This window comes from Microvirga sp. 2MCAF35 (genome assembly GCF_052115545.1).
Classification (GTDB): Bacteria; Pseudomonadota; Alphaproteobacteria; order Rhizobiales; family Beijerinckiaceae; genus Microvirga.
The window spans coordinates 36,196-53,051 of sequence record NZ_JBFRGW010000013.1; the positions used below are offsets into that span (position 1 = coordinate 36,196).

Annotated in this window: 16 protein-coding genes and 1 tRNA gene; 5 read left to right on the forward strand and 12 right to left on the reverse strand. The window is 63.3% G+C overall.

The window, feature by feature from the left end; translation table 11 throughout:
- Window position 1: 1 nt before the first annotated feature.
- The 4 genes from AB4097_RS08985 to murA all read right to left on the reverse strand — a co-directional run bounded on the left by AB4097_RS08985 (window position 2) and on the right by murA (window position 3,657).
- Complete coding sequence (locus AB4097_RS08985; RefSeq protein WP_442038612.1) at window positions 2-487, reverse strand: UPF0262 family protein; 486 nt, start codon at window positions 485-487, stop codon at window positions 2-4.
- 16 nt (window positions 488-503) lie between these two features.
- The gene (hisD, locus tag AB4097_RS08990) at window positions 504-1,796 is read right to left on the reverse strand and encodes a histidinol dehydrogenase (protein WP_442038614.1); all 1,293 of its coding nucleotides are present in this window, start codon (window positions 1,794-1,796) and stop codon (window positions 504-506) included.
- Window positions 1,796-2,236: a DUF2948 family protein gene (locus tag AB4097_RS08995; RefSeq protein WP_442038616.1), complete on the reverse strand. Its 441-nt coding sequence runs from the start codon at window positions 2,234-2,236 to the stop codon at window positions 1,796-1,798. The genes hisD and AB4097_RS08995 overlap by 1 nt, the downstream gene beginning before the upstream one ends.
- 131 nt (window positions 2,237-2,367) lie before the next feature.
- Window positions 2,368-3,657, reverse strand: coding sequence for a UDP-N-acetylglucosamine 1-carboxyvinyltransferase (gene murA, locus AB4097_RS09000; protein WP_442038618.1), 1,290 nt, complete (start codon window positions 3,655-3,657; stop codon window positions 2,368-2,370).
- Window positions 3,658-4,040: 383 nt separating this feature from the next.
- On the opposite strand from murA, the gene hemA reads away from it, so the two are divergent.
- The 4 genes from hemA (at window position 4,041) to AB4097_RS09020 (ending at window position 8,251) form a co-directional block, all read left to right on the forward strand.
- Complete coding sequence (hemA, locus tag AB4097_RS09005) at window positions 4,041-5,267, forward strand: 5-aminolevulinate synthase (protein WP_442038620.1); 1,227 nt, start codon at window positions 4,041-4,043, stop codon at window positions 5,265-5,267.
- Between the two features lie 64 nt (window positions 5,268-5,331).
- Window positions 5,332-5,406: transfer RNA gene (locus tag AB4097_RS09010), tRNA-Thr, on the forward strand.
- Window positions 5,407-6,386: 980 nt separating this feature from the next.
- Entirely contained in the window at window positions 6,387-7,829 is a 1,443-nt protein-coding gene (locus AB4097_RS09015; protein WP_442038622.1) for a M10 family metallopeptidase, read from the forward strand.
- 110 nt (window positions 7,830-7,939) lie between these two features.
- A complete protein-coding gene (locus tag AB4097_RS09020; RefSeq protein ID WP_442038624.1) occupies window positions 7,940-8,251 on the forward strand; it encodes a hypothetical protein in 312 nt (103 codons plus the stop codon).
- A 228-nt stretch (window positions 8,252-8,479) separates the two neighbouring features.
- Here the strand turns inward: AB4097_RS09020 and AB4097_RS09025 are convergent, their stop codons facing one another.
- From AB4097_RS09025 to AB4097_RS09060, 8 genes are all read right to left on the reverse strand, one after another.
- Window positions 8,480-9,769, reverse strand: coding sequence for an NAD(P)/FAD-dependent oxidoreductase (locus AB4097_RS09025; RefSeq protein WP_442038626.1), 1,290 nt, complete (start codon window positions 9,767-9,769; stop codon window positions 8,480-8,482).
- Window positions 9,770-9,779: 10 nt separating this feature from the next.
- Entirely contained in the window at window positions 9,780-10,277 is a 498-nt protein-coding gene (locus AB4097_RS09030) for a GAF domain-containing protein (RefSeq protein WP_442038628.1), read from the reverse strand.
- 42 nt (window positions 10,278-10,319) lie between these two features.
- Window positions 10,320-12,131, reverse strand: coding sequence for an ABC transporter ATP-binding protein (locus AB4097_RS09035; protein ID WP_442038630.1), 1,812 nt, complete (start codon window positions 12,129-12,131; stop codon window positions 10,320-10,322).
- Window positions 12,132-12,433: 302 nt separating this feature from the next.
- Window positions 12,434-12,976, reverse strand: coding sequence for an MOSC domain-containing protein (locus AB4097_RS09040; protein WP_442038632.1), 543 nt, complete (start codon window positions 12,974-12,976; stop codon window positions 12,434-12,436).
- A 27-nt stretch (window positions 12,977-13,003) separates the two neighbouring features.
- Entirely contained in the window at window positions 13,004-13,453 is a 450-nt protein-coding gene (locus AB4097_RS09045; protein ID WP_442038634.1) for a DUF488 domain-containing protein, read from the reverse strand.
- A gap of 9 nt (window positions 13,454-13,462) precedes the next feature.
- Window positions 13,463-14,038, reverse strand: a complete 576-nt coding sequence (locus AB4097_RS09050; RefSeq protein ID WP_442038636.1) for a cyclase dehydrase — start codon at window positions 14,036-14,038, stop codon at window positions 13,463-13,465.
- Between the two features lie 11 nt (window positions 14,039-14,049).
- Entirely contained in the window at window positions 14,050-15,222 is a 1,173-nt protein-coding gene (locus tag AB4097_RS09055) for a zinc-dependent alcohol dehydrogenase (RefSeq protein ID WP_442038638.1), read from the reverse strand.
- Between the two features lie 113 nt (window positions 15,223-15,335).
- Window positions 15,336-15,782 carry an NUDIX hydrolase gene (locus AB4097_RS09060; protein WP_442038640.1) on the reverse strand — a complete coding sequence of 149 codons (447 nt, stop codon included), beginning with the start codon at window positions 15,780-15,782 and terminating at the stop codon, window positions 15,336-15,338.
- Window positions 15,783-15,976: 194 nt separating this feature from the next.
- Between AB4097_RS09060 and AB4097_RS09065 the strand changes: the two genes are divergently transcribed.
- Window positions 15,977-16,771, forward strand: coding sequence for an inositol monophosphatase family protein (locus AB4097_RS09065; protein ID WP_442038642.1), 795 nt, complete (start codon window positions 15,977-15,979; stop codon window positions 16,769-16,771).
- Window positions 16,772-16,856 lie beyond the last annotated feature (85 nt).

Genomic DNA, 16,856 nt, shown 5'->3' on the forward strand with positions numbered 1-16,856 from the left:
GTCAGCCCTTCCAGTGAAGCGCGAAGATCAATGTGAAGATGCGGCGCGCCGTATCGAAATCGAGGATCAGCTTGCCGTCCAGGCGCTTCATCAGGAGTTCGGCCGCCTCGTTGTGCAATCCGCGCCGCCCCATGTCGATGGCCTCGATCTGCGCCGGTGAGGCCGAGCGGATGGCCTGATAATAGCTGTCGCAGATGAGCTCGTAGTCGCGGATCGCTTTGCGGAACGGCGTCAGGGACAGGTGATGGGAGACGAGATGCGCGCCGTCCTGCGCCTTGACCTCGAAGCAGAGCTTCTTCTCGACCAATGAGATGCGGAGGGTATAAGGGCCGCCCTCGTAATTCGGCAGGGCGAAGTGGTTTGCCTCGAGAATGTCGTAGATGGCGATGGCCCGCTCATGCTCCTGATCGGGATTGCCCCGGCCGATGGAGGCCTCGTCGAGCGTGACGGCTACCAGCCGGCTCAGCTCCTTCGCTTCACTCGCCATCCACCCTTCCCTATCGTTAAAGGTTCAGGCGGATCGCGACCGACCGCGCATGCCCCTCCAGCCCCTCCGAGCGCCCGAGCGCGATCGCCGCGGGGCCGAGCGCACGCAGTGCGTCCGCGTCGCATTTCAGGATCGAGGTTCGCTTCATGAAGTCAAGCACGCCGAGGCCCGAGGAGAAGCGGGCGGATCGTGCAGTGGGCAGCACATGGTTCGGGCCGCCGACATAGTCGCCGATGGCTTCCGGCGTGTGGCTGCCGAGGAAGATCGAGCCCGCATTGCGGACTTTGGCCGCGAGTTCTTCCGCGTTCTCCGTCTCGATTTCGAGATGTTCGGGGGCCAGCCGGTCCACCAGGGGAACGGCATTCTCGAGCCGGTCGATCAGGATGATGGCGCCGTAATCGCGCCAGCTCGCGCGGGCGATCTCCGCCTTGGGCAGGGTTTCGAGCTGGCGCTCGACGGCCTTTTCCACCGCATCGGCGAGGGCGGGAGAGTCCGTCACGAGGATCGATTGGGCGGCCGGGTCGTGCTCGGCCTGAGCGAGAAGATCGGCCGCGATCCAGTCCGGATTGCCGTGCTGGTCCGCCAGGATCAACACCTCGGACGGGCCGGCGATCATGTCGATGCCGACCTGGCCGAAGACACGGCGCTTGGCGGCCGCCACATAGGCGTTGCCGGGACCGACGATCTTGGCGACCGGCCGCACCGTTTCCGTTCCATAGGCGAGCGCCGCTACCGCCTGCGCGCCGCCGATGCGGAAGACCTCGTCGACACCGGCAAGGCGCGCGGCCGCCAGGACGAGCGGGTTCGTCTCGCCCTTCGGGGTCGGCACCACCATGGCGATGCGCGGAACGCCCGCGACCTTCGCCGGAACGGCATTCATGAGGACAGAGGACGGATAGCTGGCCCGCCCGCCGGGCACGTAGAGGCCGACGGATTCGATTGCGGTCCAGCGCCAGCCCAGGGTGACGCCGAGCGGGTCCGTGGACATGGAATCCTGCGGACGCTGGGCCCGGTGATAGGTCTCGATGCGCTCCTTCGCGAGGGCCAGGGCGTCCAGCGCCTCCTTCGGGCACTGGGCCTCGGCCGCGTCGATCTCGGCGTCCGAAATGCGCAGGGTCTCGGGCTGGAGCGCCAACCCGTCGAAACGGTAGGTGAAGTCGATCAGGGCTTCGTCGCCCCGCGCCACCACATCTTCGATGATGGCCCGGACGGCCTGATCGACATCCTCCGAAACCTCCCGCTTGGCCGAGAGGAGAGCGGCGAAAGCCAGCGGGAAGGAAGGCTCCCGCGCATCGAGCCTCTGCGCCATTACAGGCGCCCCGCCGGTTGAAGCTGTTCCTCGTGCGAGGGGCGGCTTTCCGCGGCCCAGACCGGGCCGGTATCCTTCATCTGCATTTCGATGCACTCCAGGTCCACCTGGATGGCTCCACCTTCGGCAAAGATCAAGGTGGCAGTGCCCGAAGGGGCATTGGTCTCCTCGAAGGCAATGGCGAGAAGGTTAAGAACCGCATCCTTGTTGGTCTGGTCGATGCCCCGGACACGCACGCCCGTGACATTCTCGAAATGCATGCAGGTCAGCCGGCGCTGGGGCTTATCCGCCTCCCAGTCGTAGCGGCGGGACTGAATGGCGAAACGCCGTTCCTTGGGCAGATAGGCGATATCGCCGACCCGCAGCAGGGAATCCTGCAGATGGGCGGAGATGACGGCAAGATCTTCCGGATCGAATGCGACAAGTCTCAGGAGGTCCATGAGCCACCAACCTATTGTTGAACTTTAAGGTTTAGGTAGAGAGCCCCCTGCCCCGGCGCAACCTGCCGGGAGCAGCTTCTTCTTCATGGCCTGGGAAAGAAAAGGCCGGCATTGATGCCGGCCCAGTCGTCTTAGCCCCTCAGACGCTCGATCTGAGCGCCGCAGCGGGCGAGCTTGGCCTCAAGTGCTTCGAAGCCGCGATCCAAATGGTAGACCCGGTTGATGGTGGTCTCGCCTTCGGCCACGAGGCCCGCGATGACGAGCGACACGGAGGCGCGAAGGTCCGTCGCCATCACCGGCGCTCCCTTGAGACCGGCGACGCCGTCCACATAGGCGCTGTCCCCGTCGAGGCGGATCTGCGCGCCGAGGCGGGCGAGCTCCTGCACGTGCATGAAGCGGTTCTCGAAGATCGTCTCGCGGATGCGGGACGTGCCGTTCGCCCGGGTCATGAGAGCCATGAACTGGGCCTGCAGGTCGGTTGGAAAGCCTGGGAACGGGTCTGTGGTAACGTCTACCGGCTGGATGCCGTTGCCGTTGCGCCGGATGCGGATGCCTCCATGGGTCGGCGACACCTCGGCTCCCGCCTGGCCCAGGACGTCGAGAGCTGCCTGGAGATAATCCGGGCGGGTATTGTCCAGGACGATGTCGCCACCCGTCATGGCGACCGCCATGGCATAGGTGCCGGTCTCGATCCGGTCCGGCATGACGTCGTGGGAGGCTCCGCCGAGACTGGTCACGCCTTCCACCACGATCTCCGAGGTGCCGGCACCCTGGATCCTGGCGCCCATCTTGATGAGGCATTCAGCCAGATCCACCACCTCGGGCTCGCGGGCAGCGTTGCGAATCACGGTGGTCCCCTGGGCCAGCGTCGCGGCCATCAGGGCCACGTGGGTGCCGCCGACCGTCACCTTGGGGAAGTCGATCTCGGAGCCGATCAGGCCCTTCGGGGCTGTCGCCACCACATAGCCAGCCTCGATCTCGATGGCCGCGCCGAGCTTGGCGAGGGCCATGATGAGGAGGTCGACCGGCCGGGTGCCGATGGCGCAGCCGCCGGGCATGGACACCTTGGCATGGCCGAACCGGGCCACCAGGGGGGCGATGACCCAGAAGCTCGCCCGCATGGTCGAGACCAGCTCATAAGGCGCCGTGGTGTCGATAATGTTCTTGCCCGTCAGGCGGATGGTCTGCCCCGTCTCCGAGGACTGGCCGGGCCGGCGGCCGGCGATCGAGTGATCGACGCCGAAATTGCTCATGATGCGCAGGAGGGAGGAGATATCCGCGAGGCGCGGCACATTGCCGAGCTCCAGGGTCTCCTCCGTCAGAAGGCTGGCGATCATGAGAGGCAGGGCCGCATTCTTGGCACCTGAAATCGGAATCAAGCCGTTGAGAGGCGCGCCGCCCCGGATGCGAATGCGATCCATCGAATTCCCCTTGCAATACTTTTAGCGAGCCATGCGCTATGCGCGCCTTGAGCCCTTCCGGCTAGTCGGACGGCTTGTCGCGCTCGTCCGTAACGCTCAAGCTCCCGGTTTCGGTTCCGGGCGCCTTCACGGCCTGCCGTCCGCGAGCTTGAGCCTTGCGACGCTTAAGATTCTCTTTCAAGGCCGCCTTCAGCCGGTCAGCTTTCTCTTGCGATTTCACGTCAGTCATGGTTCACGCGACCCATCGTCGCCTTTATCAAATAGAGGCTTCGCAAGCGGCTCTCAACCGCAATATCACGGTTCAGGACTTTGACCCGGATCAATGCGATCTGGCATAATGGGTCCAGGATCCCCGGGCATTGCATTGCCCACCCGGTGAGATGATGGATTATCAGAACTTCTTCACGTCAGCCCTCGACCGCCTCCAGGCCGAGCGGCGCTACCGCGTTTTTGCCGATATCGAGCGGTTGGCCGGCCGTTATCCCCAGGCGATCTGGCACTCGCCCGAGGGCCCGCGCCCCATCACCGTCTGGTGCTCCAACGATTATCTCGGCATGGGCCAGAACCGGGATGTGACCCGCGCCATGGTCGAGGCCGCCTGGCGGCTCGGCACCGGCGCCGGCGGCACCCGCAACATCTCCGGCAACAGCAACCCCATCGTGGCGCTCGAGGCCGAACTTGCCGATCTCCACGGCAAGGAAGCGGCCCTCGTCTTCACCTCGGGCTATGTCTCGAACCAGACCGGCATCTCGACGCTGGCCAAGCTGATCCCGAACTGCCTGATCCTCTCGGATGCGCTCAACCACAACTCAATGATCGAGGGCGTGCGCCAGTCCGGCTGCGACAAGGCGATCTTCCGGCACAACGACCTCGAGCACCTGGAAGAGCTGCTCCGGGCGGCGGGCGACCGGCCCAAGCTGATCGTGTTCGAGAGCGTCTATTCCATGGACGGCGACATCTCCCCCATCCACGCCATCTGCGATCTTGCCGAGCGCTACGGCGCCATGACCTATATCGACGAGGTCCATGCGGTCGGCATGTACGGCCCGCGCGGCGCCGGCATCGCCGAGCGCGAGGGCGCCATGCACCGGATCGACGTGATCGAGGGAACCCTCGGCAAGGCCTTCGGCGTCATGGGCGGGTATCTGACCGGCAACCGTGCGGTGATGGACGCCATCCGCAGCTTCGCCCCGGGCTTCATCTTCACCACCGCCCTGCCCCCGGCGGTCGCCGCGGCGGCCACGGCCTCGATCCGGCACCTCAAGGCATCTTCCGCCGAGCGCCAGCAGCAGCAGCGCCAGGTGGCCCGTACGAAGGCGGTCCTGACCGGCGTCGGCCTGCCCGTCCTCGACACGGTCACGCATATCGTGCCGGTGATGGTGGGCGACGCGGAGTCCTGCAAGGCGGCCTCGGACCGTCTGCTGGACAAGCACGGCATCTACATCCAGCCGATCAACTATCCCACCGTGCCCCGCGGCACGGAGCGGCTGCGCATCACGCCTGGCCCCTTCCACTCAAACGCCCATATCGATGCCCTGGCGGCCGCCCTGGTGGAAGTCTGGACGGCACTCCGGCTTCCACTGGAGCCAAAAATCCAGGCTGCCGAATAAAGATCATTTTCAAGCTTGCATGGAGGGCTGCCCTGTGGCAGTAAGCGGCCCTCCCCGTTGGCGCGCTGCCGTAGCTCAGTGGTAGAGCACTCCCTTGGTAAGGGAGAGGTCGAGAGTTCGATCCTCTCTGGCAGCACCAGCCAAAACCCGTGGCACGGCGGTTCTAATCCCGCTCCGGGCCAAGCGTTCCGCGCAATGCGCCGCCGCATATTTTCCGCATTAAAACCTGTCCGAAAGTGCAGTTTCTTTCAGACTGCGGCTTTGCAATACTTGTGCCTATGGAACACCTGCCTCTCAAGGCAGGCATTCCAGCCAGAATGACCGGGGGAAAACCTTCGGCATAAGGGGGACAAATCATGAAGAACGTGGCCGGCGCGTCCGAGATCACAGATCCTTATGCGGCGCTTGAGAAAATCCTGAAAGTAATCGGCAGAACCTGGCTGAGCGAGGAATGGCGTCTTGAAGACATCCGCCTCTTGGCTCAGGAAGCCATTGCGTCTCGCGGAAAAAGAGCTGGCGGGGAGCGCCCCGCAGGTACAGCTCCGTCTCTCAAGCCGCAGCTTCACTTCAAGCCGGATCTCCCGCTAAGGCCCTCCGGACGAGGCGAGGGTCGCGCGTCCTAAAGTACCGGAACCGAGTCCGACGCCCCATTCCTTGACGAGCGCATCGCATGGCGCGAACCGCAGGGCATCGTGTGATCCGATGCTCCTACCCTTGGTTGGGCATCGTTGGATGCGAAAAACGGGGCCCACTTTATCGTTGCCGCGGCCTTCTGGGTCCGCACGATGCGCTCAGAATCCACGGAACGACACCATGCGGCATGTTGTCGAGCGCGCCAAATTCCGGGCGGATGCCCTTTTAGTCCTATCGCAAATCATCTAGAGGCTCTGGCGCAAGAGCTCGCGAGTTCAATTCAAGTAAAAATATCTGCTGGATCATGCATCCATCAACGTTCATTGTTTTATTGTAACAATAAAATCAAAAGCGCGATAAAGCTGTAAGCTTAAGCTTTTCGAAAGCGGCGGATTTTACTCTCTGAACGCAAAGCTGCCTACTGGTTGCAGGCGACAGCTCGCGCGAACCTTTGCCGTACCAACATCTCTATTCGATTGAAGAACCATGCCTGCTGTCGAGACATATTCCTCCACGGGAAACATCTATATCGATGCCGTTCTTGGCTCCATCAAGTGGGTGCCGAGCAACCTGACCTACAGCTTTCCCACGACAGCCACTTCCTACGGCTCATCCTATGGAGACGGCGAGTCGGCGAAGGGGTTTGGCGCATTCAATGGGACGCAGCAGGCCACCGCTCGCGCGGCGCTGAATCTCTATTCCGCCGTCAGCAATCTGACATTCACGGAATGGGGCGGGGCGAGCGGCCCATCGGCGGATCTGCGCTTTGCGCAATCGGACCTTCCCAATACGGCCTGGGCTTACTTTCCGAGCACGAATGCGACAGGCGGAGACGTCTGGGTCAATAACTCCAGTCTCAGCTATGCGAGCCCGATGAAGGGCAATTATGCCTATCTCACCATCGTGCATGAGATCGGGCACGCTCTCGGGCTCGAGCATTCTCACGAGAACGGCATGCCGCTCGATCGGGACAGCATGGAATATACCGTCATGAGCTACCGCTCCTATGCGGGCGCCTCGATCAGCACGGGCTACACCAACGAGACCTGGGGCTATGCGCAGTCGCTGATGATGTACGATATTGCGGCCGTACAGCAACTGTACGGTGCGAATTATGCCACGAACAGCGGCAACACGACATACACCTGGAGTGCGACGACGGGCGAGATGTTCGTCAACGGTGTCGGCCAGGGCGCGCCCGGCGGCAATCAGATCCTGCTGACCGTCTGGGATGGCGGCGGCGTCGACACCTACAGCTTTACCAACTACGCCACTTCCCTCACGATCGACTTGCAACCGGGTTCATGGACGATCACGTCGCAGGAACAGCGGGCCAAATTGAACTGGGACGGCTCCAAGCTTGCCGTCGGCAATATTGCCAACGCCCTTCTCTATCAGGGCAACACGCGTTCCCTCATCGAGAACGCATCCGGCGGCTCCGCGGTAGATGTGATCAAAGGCAACGAGATCGCAAACACGCTTCGCGGCAATGGCGGCAACGACAAGCTTTATGGCTTGAGCGGCAACGACGCGCTGTTCGGAGGTAGCGGCAACGACAGGCTCGACGGTGGCGCCGGCAACGACAAACTTTACGGGCAGGCTGGCAAGGATGTGCTCATCGGCGGGAGCGGAGCCGATACGTTCATCTTTCAAAGCCTGAACGACTCTCGCGGATCGTCTTTCGATACGATCCAGGATTTCCGTCGCGGATCGGACAAAATCGATCTGCGCGGCATCGATGCCAACACCAAGGTCGTAGGCAATCAGGCCTTTACCTTCATCGGAAAGTCCGCATTCCACGGCAAGGCCGGAGAGCTGCGTTTTACCGCCGGCACCCTGTCGGCCGACGTGAACGGCGACACAATCGTCGATTTCAAGCTCAAGGTCGCCGGCCTTTCCGCCTTGTCGAAGGGCGACTTCTATTTGTGATCAGGTTTTTGTGACCGGCTCCCTCGTGGAGCCGGATTGCCTTCCGGTGGGCAATGGTGCGAGGAGTGGCTGCGCCAGCCGCCGAACAGTTTCGACCTTGGGAGCCGTGAGTGAAAACATCCGTCGTTGCCTGCCTCGCCCTCATTGTCGGATCGGTCGTTCCGGCCATTGCTCTCGCGGCCGACAGCGAGACGTCGCTCCCCGAGACGGATCTCGCCGCCCCCTTCCACACGAATGAACGCACCTATTTCCGTGAGCATCGGCTGCGCGCCTACGAGCGCACCCGGGCGGGTACTAGCCAAGGCGCTACCTGCGTGACTCCGAAGGGGGTGTGCTGGATTGCGGAGCCTCTTTCCAGCGGGAACGACTGCTCCTGCGAGAGCCGACGCCTCGGTACGATCCACGGCTTGATCGGCGGTTGACCGAAAATTATGTGTTAACCATCTGGACAGAAAGCGAGCTTAGGCATTATCCAAATCGCAAGACCTTCCGACTTGAAAGGAAGTGCGATGGAAGAAACGGAAAAACGCCACCCGGCCAACGATGCCTTGGCCTATCTCCTGAACGTGATCGCTCTCGCGTTCAGCATCAGCTGCCTTTGGGTCGTCGCATCCGCCGCAAAAATGTAACTTGGTATCAACTGCCAGATCTTACCGGGCACGAAATTCCTTGACTGCATCGGCGGCCTGATAGCTCCAATAGGTGAGCTGAATCGCTGCACGGCCGAGAACCCCGCCATTCCATGCCAAATCGAAGGGCGCGAAGAGGCGACAGCGATCGCTCTCGCCCATAATAGCTTCCGCAACGACAGTGCCGCCGATGGCGGTGGTGTTCATGCCGTGGCCGCCGAAGGCCGTACAGTACCAGACACCCGTCTTCCATTGACCGATCTGCGGCATCAGGTGCCTGGCATAAGACATCAGACCCGACCAGGCGATCTCCACCTGCAAGCCCGACAACTGCGGATAGGTGGCCACCATCTCGCGCCTGAGAAGGGTTGCAATGTCACGCGGGTCGGTCGTACGCGTGGTGATGCGTCCACCCCAGAGGATGCGATTTCCACCGTCGACGAGCCGGTAATAATCCCCTGCGCGGCGATCGTCGAGAATGGCTGCCCGGGTCCGGATGGCGCCCTGAATCAGTTCCGGCGCCGGCTCGGTCAGCAGGACGTAGGTGGCAATCGGCAGGAAGGCTCGCTTCAGCGCAGGCAGCACGCCACCGGTATAGCCGCCCGTTGCGAACACCACGTGCTCGGCCGCGATCTCGGCCCCTTTCGTGCGAACGATCTTGCGGGCGCCGTCGAGATCCGCGGCCATCACTGGCGAATGCTCATGGATCGCAACGCCCAGCCGTGACGCCTCGCGGGCCAGCGCGCGCGCATAGTTCAGCGGGTGGAAGTGGAACGCGCCTTCGTCGAGGATCGCCTCGTGATATTTGGGAGAGACGAAAAGCTCTCGCACCTCATCCCGGGGTAAGTAGCGCAACTGCAACCCGAACTCGCGCTGCTGGCGCTCGCCTGCAAGTTCGAGAGCTCCGCGCGAGTCGTAGCGCAGCGCCTTCGCGATGCCGGGGATCGGGTGCGCAGCCTCGATCCCGAGCCCATCGATATTGCCGCGGACGATCTCCACGCCTTCCATGGAGAGGCGGAACAGCTCCCGCGCCTGATCGGGTCCGACACGACGTTCGATGGCGGCAAGCCCCGTAGCATAGCCGGCGGACACGAAACCGCCGTTGCGGCCCGACGCTCCCCAGGCCACGCGGTGAGCTTCGAGCAGCACGACCTTGCGCCCGCCGCGCGCCAGCTTCAACGCGGCCGTCAGGCCGGCGAGCCCGCCACCGACGATGCAGACATCCGCCTCGATGCGACCCGCCGCCGGTGGATGGCGTTCCGACGTGGCAGCGGTGCGGCTGTAATAGGTGTCGATGTAGGAGGGCTGCATGCGCGCCGTTTCAGAGCGACAGCTCGGAAGCCGCGAGATAGATCCGCACGAGCGTCTCACACCCCTGGCGATCCTCCTCGTCGAACCGGTTCGGGTTGGGGCTGTCGAGATCGAGCACGCCGAGCACCTGGCCGTCCTTGACGAGAGGCACGACAAGCTCGGACCGTGAGGCGCTGTCGCAGGCGATATGGCCCGGGAAAGCATGGACGTCCGGCACCACGATGGATTGCTTGCGCTCCACGGCCGTGCCGCACACGCCGCGCCCGACCGCGATGCGCACGCAGGCCGTCTTGCCCTGGAAGGGACCGAGAACGAGTTCCGGCCCGCGCATGAAATAGAACCCGGCCCAGTTCAGGTCCGGCAGGAACTGGTAGATCAGGGCCGACATGTTGGCCGCATTCGCAATCGCATCCGGCTCGCCCTCCAGAAGTCCGGTGAGCTGCTGGGCGAGCGAGGCATAGAAGTCCCGCTTGTTGTCGGAGAGGGGAATGTCTTTGACTTCAAACATGGGATTTTTCTTAAGATTCCAGAAGGATCTTGTCCAGATGTCCTATTCGGCGGCCATGCCGGACCGGGCAGCCTTGGCGAGATCCAGCCCTTGATGATCGCACAGGCGGCGATAAAGGCCGCCCTTGCGGTAAAGCGTAAGATGATCCCCCTCCTCCACCATCCACCCCTTGTCGAAGACGAGGATGCGGTCAAGGGCGCGCACCGTGGACAGGCGGTGGGCGATCACGATGGAGGTGCGTCCCACCATGAGCCGCTCCATGGCCTGCTGGATCAGGATCTCCGATTCCGAGTCGAGGGCGGAGGTCGCCTCGTCCAGGATCAGGATGGGGGCATCGGCCAGGAAGGCACGCGCGATGGCAACCCGTTGACGTTCGCCGCCCGAGAGCTTCACGCCGCGTTCGCCCACGAGGGTCGAATAGCCCTTGGGCAGGTTCACGATGAAGTCGTGCGCATTGGCGAGTCGTGCCGCGCGCTCGATCTCCGCCATGGACGCGCCCGGCCGTGCATAGGCGATGTTCTCGGCGAGGGTGCGGTGGAACAGGATCGGTTCCTGCTGCACGATGGCGATCTGCGCACGCAGGGACGCCTGCTCGGCTTGCGCGATGTTCTGACCGTCTATCAGGATCGTCCCGCCCGTCACGTCGTAGAGACGCTGGATGAGCTTGACGAGGGTCGTCTTGCCCGAACCCGATGGCCCCACGAGGCCGACGCGCTCGCCCGCCCGGATCGTCAGCGACAGATCACGGTAGAGCGGCGTATCGTGCCCGGCGTAGTGGAACGTGACACGGTCGAACGCGACCTCGCCGCGCGAGATTCGGATCGGCTTCGCATCGGGACGGTCGGGCACGCCGACACGCTCCCGATGGATCTCGACGAGTTCCTCCATGTCGTTCACCGAACGGCGCAGGTTGTTGATGTGCATGCCGACATCGCGCAGGTAGCCGTGAATGACGAAATAGGTGGTGAGAACGTAGGCGAGATCGCCCGGCGTCGCGCGGTCGTTCCACCACAACCAGATCGCCGTGCCGATGATGGCCGCGCGAATGCCGAGCAGCGCGATGAACTGCACCGTGCCGCTGTTGGTGCCGCGCTGCCAGAGGCGGCGCGTGCGGTTCTGCCACTTGTGCAGAACCCAGGTGAGGCGTTGGTCTTCGCGGATCTCGGCGCCGAACGCCTTCACGACGGGATTGCAGCTCAAGGCATCGGCCAGGGTGCCGCCGACGCGTGTGTCCCAGGCATTCGCCAGCCGCGCCGCGGGCGCGACATAGCGCGTGGCAAGAAATCCCGTCATGACGATGTAGGCGAGCGCGCTCACCCCGACGACGACGCCCATCACCGGCCAGCGCAGGCCAAGCACGATCATCGAGCCGGCGAGCACCGTGAGCGACGGCAGTAGCGCCAGGAGGAGCGTGTCGTGCATCAGGTCGAGCGCCCACATGCCGCGCGTGATCTTGCGCACGGTGGAGCCGGCGAAGGAATTGGCATGCCAATCGGTCGAGAAGCGCTGGACGCGCGCGAACGCATCCTGCGCCACGCGCCCCATGACCCGCAGGGTCAGCTCCACGATGCCGTAGAAGGCCAGATGCCGCATGACGATCATGAGCAGGCCCAGGCCCGTCATGAAGGCGAACGCGACGAGCGCCGCATGAAGGGCGGCGTCATGGTCGCCGCCTCCCATGGAGATGGCATCGACGAGCCGCCCTGCGAAGACGGGCATGAACACGTCGGCCAGGGTCGAGACCATCATGGTCGCGACGATCAGCGCCACGTAGCGCGGTTCTTTGCGCCAGTGCCTGAATGTGAATCTCAGGACATCGCGGGTGGCGTCCCCGCTCTTCTTCTGCTGGTTCATGGAAGCGAACAGGCGGCGCTCGGAGCACGCACCTCTCCCCGGAATTTCAAGGAGCGACAGAAGGAACGCCCATTGACCGCGCCCAAGATCGCTCGAAGATCATAAATTGTGAAGGCTTGATAAGGTTTGCCGGGCCTCGGAGCCCCGCACGGTCCGAACTAAAGTTTGGACGCGGGAGGAACGTTCAGCAAGCGGATAGAAGCCATGCAGTCCTCCCTCTCTAGAAATTAAACCTATGCGCAAACGTAGTGCAGTTCGTTCAACTTGGCAACCGCGGTTTTGTTTCAGCGCGAGCCCAGCTTTCAGACGACATCGAGCGGCCGGTGCGGCGCGGGCGGCAACTCGACCCCGATGGCATCGCCCGGTCTCACCTCCCCGCCTTCCAGGACAATCGCCATGATGCCGGACTTACGGATGAGATTTCCGTGCTCGTCCTTGCCGAGCACGGCCTTCATGAGGCCTTTCCGGAAACGGTCGATCTGGACGCAAGGGTTGCGCAGCCCCGTCACCTTGATCACGGCGCTCGGGCCGATGTGAAGGCGCGCGCCCGTCGGCAGGCCGAGCAGATCGATGCCGTGGGTCGTGACGTTCTCGCCCATGTCACCGGCGGCAACATCGAATCCTGCTTCGCGCAGTTCATCATGGAGTTCGGCATGGATCAGGTGAACCTGCCGCAGGTTCGGCTGGCTCGGGTCCTTGGCCACCCGCGAGCGATGCTTGACGGTCGTTCCAAGATGCGCGTCGCCCTCGACGCCGAGACCGGCGAGAAGCTGGATGACGTCGCGGCTGGGTTTGCTGAAGCTGTGGCTGGAGCTGCTGCTCACGGCCGTGACAATTGCCTGCATGACTGTCCTCTGGCCCGTCTTGTAACCTCAGAGAACGGTCAGATCCACCGTCTCGAAGCCTCTTTCTTCGAGACGTTGCGCCAATACGCGGCGATGACAGTTAGCAGGGTCGCGCTCGAAACAGAGGAGGCAGATCGGCTGAGCCTGGGCCAGGGCCTCCAGCTCCCCAAAAGCCTCCTGGGCCGGTTCGGTTGCCAGAACCTCATTGCAGTAGATCCGGCGCATCAGGTCGCCGTCTCCGGCACGGGCCGCTTGGCGTCCTTCCTTCGGCGTGCCTAGCTTGATGAAATGCTGATAGCCGATGCCTTGACTCGCCAAGGCATCGCGCAGGGCAGACTTGGAGAACCCCCGCTTGCGCGAGAGCGCGACGGCCCGCACATCCGCAAGGGTGCCGACTCCCGCGTCCTTCAGGGTGGTGAGGAAGCGGTCCACGTCCGCTCCCTCATATCCGATCGTAAAAACCTGCGGCTTTGCCATGCCGCGAAGTTACATGGACGGCTGAGGATGTCGAGGCGCTTCCGGTTGCGTGTAGGGCCGCAGCGCCTCAGGCGTGCGGAAGTCCCGCGGCACCTCGAAATCGCTGGCGGCTCCATGGCTCTGTTCGAGCCCGCGCGGATAGCCGGTGCGGTTCGAGTAATCCTGCAGCGGAGGCAGCGGATGCGTTGTTTCCCGGCTCAAGATCTGGGCGCAATAGACATCGAGCGCCGTCACGCCGGCCACGGCCGCCATGGCGATGCCGACATTGCCCTTCTTCGGGTTATTGCCTTCGAGGGCCGTCGCAAGGGTTGCCAAGTCGAGCCCGTCTCCGGCGACACGCCCCCAGATCCAGGGCGTCGGATCTTTTGAAGCGAGAATGCCGATGCCGGTGGCGATCTCGCGAACGCCATAGCCGGCGATCAGCCCCTCCTGCCCTTTCATGCCGAGCGTACGCGCCAATGCGCGAGGCGCGGCGATCTCGGCAATCCCCAGAGCGATGGAGAACAGCCCGAGGCCACGGGCCAGAGTGTCAGTTGCCGTGTCGGCATGACCACGGCGGCGCGTTCTTTCGGTTTCGTAGCGCATGATCTCACCTATCAGGGCTTGAGGACGACCTTGATGCACCCGTCCTGCTTGTCGCGGAAGACCTTGTACATGTCCGGACCCTCATCGAGGGACACGGTGTGCGTGATGACGAAGGACGGATCGATCTGACCCTCTTCGATGCGGCGCAGAAGGTCGTCGGTCCAGCGGTTCACATGGGTCTGGCCCGTGCGGATGGTCAGGCCCTTGTTCATGATGGCGCCGAACGGAATCTTGTCGAGCAGACCGCCATAGACGCCCGGAACCGACAGCGTTCCGGCGGGACGGCAGACATAGGCCATCTCGCGGAGCACGTGCGGACGGTCCGTCTCCATCATGGTCGCCTGCTTCACCCGGTCATACATCGCATCCACCGTGCCGGCGGCATGCGCCTCCATGCCGACCGCGTCGATGCATTTCTCGGGCCCTTTTCCGTTGGTGAGCTCGTTGAGGCGCTCGATGACGCTCTCTTCGTCGAAATTGATCGTGACGGCGCCGCCCGCCTCCGCCATGGCGAGACGCTCGGGAACCCGGTCGATCACGATCACCTGCTTGGCGCCGAGGAGAATGGCGCTGCGGATCGCCATCTGTCCCACCGGTCCTGCGCCCCAGATGGCGACCGTGTCGGTCGGCTGGATGTCGCACTGGACGGCCGCCTGCCAGCCCGTGGGGAAGATATCGCTGAGGAAGAGGAGCTTTTCATCCGGAATGCCGTCCGGCACCTTGATATGGGTGGTATCGGCAAAAGGCACCCGCAGGTATTCGGCCTGCCCGCCGGGATAGCCGCCGGTCAGGTGCGTGTAGCCGAAGAGACCCGCCGTCGTGTGGCCGAAGGCCTTGGCGGCGATGTGGCCGTTACGGTTGGTTCGCTCGCAGACCGAAAAATTGCCGCGCTTGCACTGCTCGCACTCGCCGCAGATGATCGTGAAGGGGATCACCACCCGGTCGCCCACCTTCAGCTTGCCTTTGGTCTCGGAGCCGACCTCGACGACTTCGCCCATGGTCTCGTGGCCCATGATGTCGCCGGATTTCATGCCCGGCATGAAATGGTCGTAGAGATGGAGATCGGAGCCGCAAATGGCGCAGCTCGTCACCTTGATGATCGCGTCGCGGGGATGCTCGATCTGCGGATCGGGAACCGAATCGCAACGGATGTCGGTGGTGCCATGCCAAACAAGCGCCTTCATTGAAATCTCCTCACATGCCTGCAGATGGCCAAGCTCCGCCGCTTGACCGCATTCGTCAGTGGAAAGACTTCTTGGGGGGCTTTGCGTTCCCTGCCGGGCGGCAAAATCTGCCGCTACTCCGCCGCCGCGAGGAGTTGCACATGCTCAGGCAAATTCCGGATGAGTTCGGCCAGGGCAGGTTCCAGGACCTGATGGGCCGCCTCCTCGACCTCGAACCATCGGGCCTGGCGCTGTCCCTTCTCGCGCCACGACTTGAGCTGCTTCGAGACCTCGAGCGGATAGACGTTGACGCGGCACAGATCGAAATGGGCGGCGCGGCGCTTCCAGTAATCGTAGGAGCCCAGCGGCTTGTTCCGGATCTCGCCCTTGACGCCCGCCTCCTCCTCGGCCTCCTGCGCGGCCGCCTTGTGAGGCTTCTTGCCCTTCATCGGCCAACCCTTCGGAATCAGCCAGCGCTTGGTCTCACGAGACGTGACGAGAAGCACCTCGACCTTGCCGTCCTTGATCCGGAAAGGAAGTGCCGCAACCTGGCTGAGTTCTTCTTTTGGTGTCTGGGGCATTCGACGAGAGTAGAATTCCTATCGGGATAGTTTGTAACGTAGATGATTTGAGCCGGCTAAGAAAGGATCAATTTGAAAGAGCTGGGACCGCTGTCGACCTTTGGCCTCGGACGATTCTCCACTCTCTCAAGGATCCATGACCGCTTCATAACAACGGACAGCCCCAGTTTGATCCAGAAGGACGACCCCACGCGATGACGACAGACAGCCTGGACATGAGGTTTGCCGCAGCCTGCGCCATCGCCCGCGAGGCGGGCGTCCTGGCGCGCAAGCGCTTTCTGGAGCGGCCGCGCTCGCAACGGCCCGATTTCAAGGGCCCCCAGGATTTCCTGACGGCGACCGATGCGGAGGTCGAGGAGCTGATCCGCGGCCGCCTGAGCGAGCTGTTTCCCGGCGATTCCTTCTTCGGCGAGGAAGGCGGCGGCTCCTTCGAGCGCGACGTCTGGGTGGTGGATCCCATCGACGGCACAGCGAACTTCGCCCGCGGCATCCCGCATTTCGCCATCTCCATCGCCTTCGTGCGCGAGGGCCGGGTCGAGATCGGCGTGATCTACGACGTGATGCATGCCGAGCTCTACACGGCTCAGCGTGGACGGGGCGCCATCCTCAATGGGGAGCCGATTCGGGTGAGCGGGTTGGCTCATATGAACCAGGCGACCGTCGAGGCAGGCTGGTCATCGCGCCTGCCGCCGGAGCCGTATGTAGCCGTCGTCGACAAGCTGAAAGCGGCTGGCGCCAATGTGCGCCGGGCCGGATCGGGAACGCTGGGCTTGGCTTATGTCGCGGACGGTCGCATCGATGCCTATTGCGAGCTTCACATCAATTCCTGGGATGCGCTGGCCGGGCTTCTGATCATCGAGGAAGCGGGCGGCTGGACCAATGATTTCCTGGCCAAGGACGGCCTCAGGAAGGGCAATCCCGTTCTGGCCTGCACGCCGGAACTGGCCGACGCGCTCACCCGGGCAACGGGAATCGCCAAGGAGCCATGAGCGACATGTTATTCTAAAGATTCACATTTGATGCGCAGGCTAGGCACTTGACCCGCCGTCCCATTGGGGAGAGCTTAGCCGACCA

Coding starts and splice junctions, on each gene's coding strand:
- murA (WP_442038618.1), bottom strand. CDS start 3,657: ATGGATCGCATTCGCATCCGGGGCGGCGCGCCTCTCAACGGCTTGATT.
- AB4097_RS09030 (WP_442038628.1), bottom strand. CDS start 10,277: ATGTTTGAAGTCAAAGACATTCCCCTCTCCGACAACAAGCGGGACTTC.
- AB4097_RS09055 (WP_442038638.1), bottom strand. CDS start 15,222: ATGAAGGCGCTTGTTTGGCATGGCACCACCGACATCCGTTGCGATTCG.
- hisD (WP_442038614.1), bottom strand. CDS start 1,796: ATGGCGCAGAGGCTCGATGCGCGGGAGCCTTCCTTCCCGCTGGCTTTC.
- AB4097_RS09040 (WP_442038632.1), bottom strand. CDS start 12,976: ATGCAGGCAATTGTCACGGCCGTGAGCAGCAGCTCCAGCCACAGCTTC.
- AB4097_RS09015 (WP_442038622.1), top strand. CDS start 6,387: ATGCCTGCTGTCGAGACATATTCCTCCACGGGAAACATCTATATCGAT.
- hemA (WP_442038620.1), top strand. CDS start 4,041: ATGGATTATCAGAACTTCTTCACGTCAGCCCTCGACCGCCTCCAGGCC.
- AB4097_RS09050 (WP_442038636.1), bottom strand. CDS start 14,038: ATGCGCTACGAAACCGAAAGAACGCGCCGCCGTGGTCATGCCGACACG.
- AB4097_RS09035 (WP_442038630.1), bottom strand. CDS start 12,131: ATGAACCAGCAGAAGAAGAGCGGGGACGCCACCCGCGATGTCCTGAGA.
- AB4097_RS09025 (WP_442038626.1), bottom strand. CDS start 9,769: ATGCAGCCCTCCTACATCGACACCTATTACAGCCGCACCGCTGCCACG.
- AB4097_RS09045 (WP_442038634.1), bottom strand. CDS start 13,453: ATGGCAAAGCCGCAGGTTTTTACGATCGGATATGAGGGAGCGGACGTG.
- AB4097_RS09065 (WP_442038642.1), top strand. CDS start 15,977: ATGACGACAGACAGCCTGGACATGAGGTTTGCCGCAGCCTGCGCCATC.
- AB4097_RS08995 (WP_442038616.1), bottom strand. CDS start 2,236: ATGGACCTCCTGAGACTTGTCGCATTCGATCCGGAAGATCTTGCCGTC.
- AB4097_RS08985 (WP_442038612.1), bottom strand. CDS start 487: ATGGCGAGTGAAGCGAAGGAGCTGAGCCGGCTGGTAGCCGTCACGCTC.
- AB4097_RS09060 (WP_442038640.1), bottom strand. CDS start 15,782: ATGCCCCAGACACCAAAAGAAGAACTCAGCCAGGTTGCGGCACTTCCT.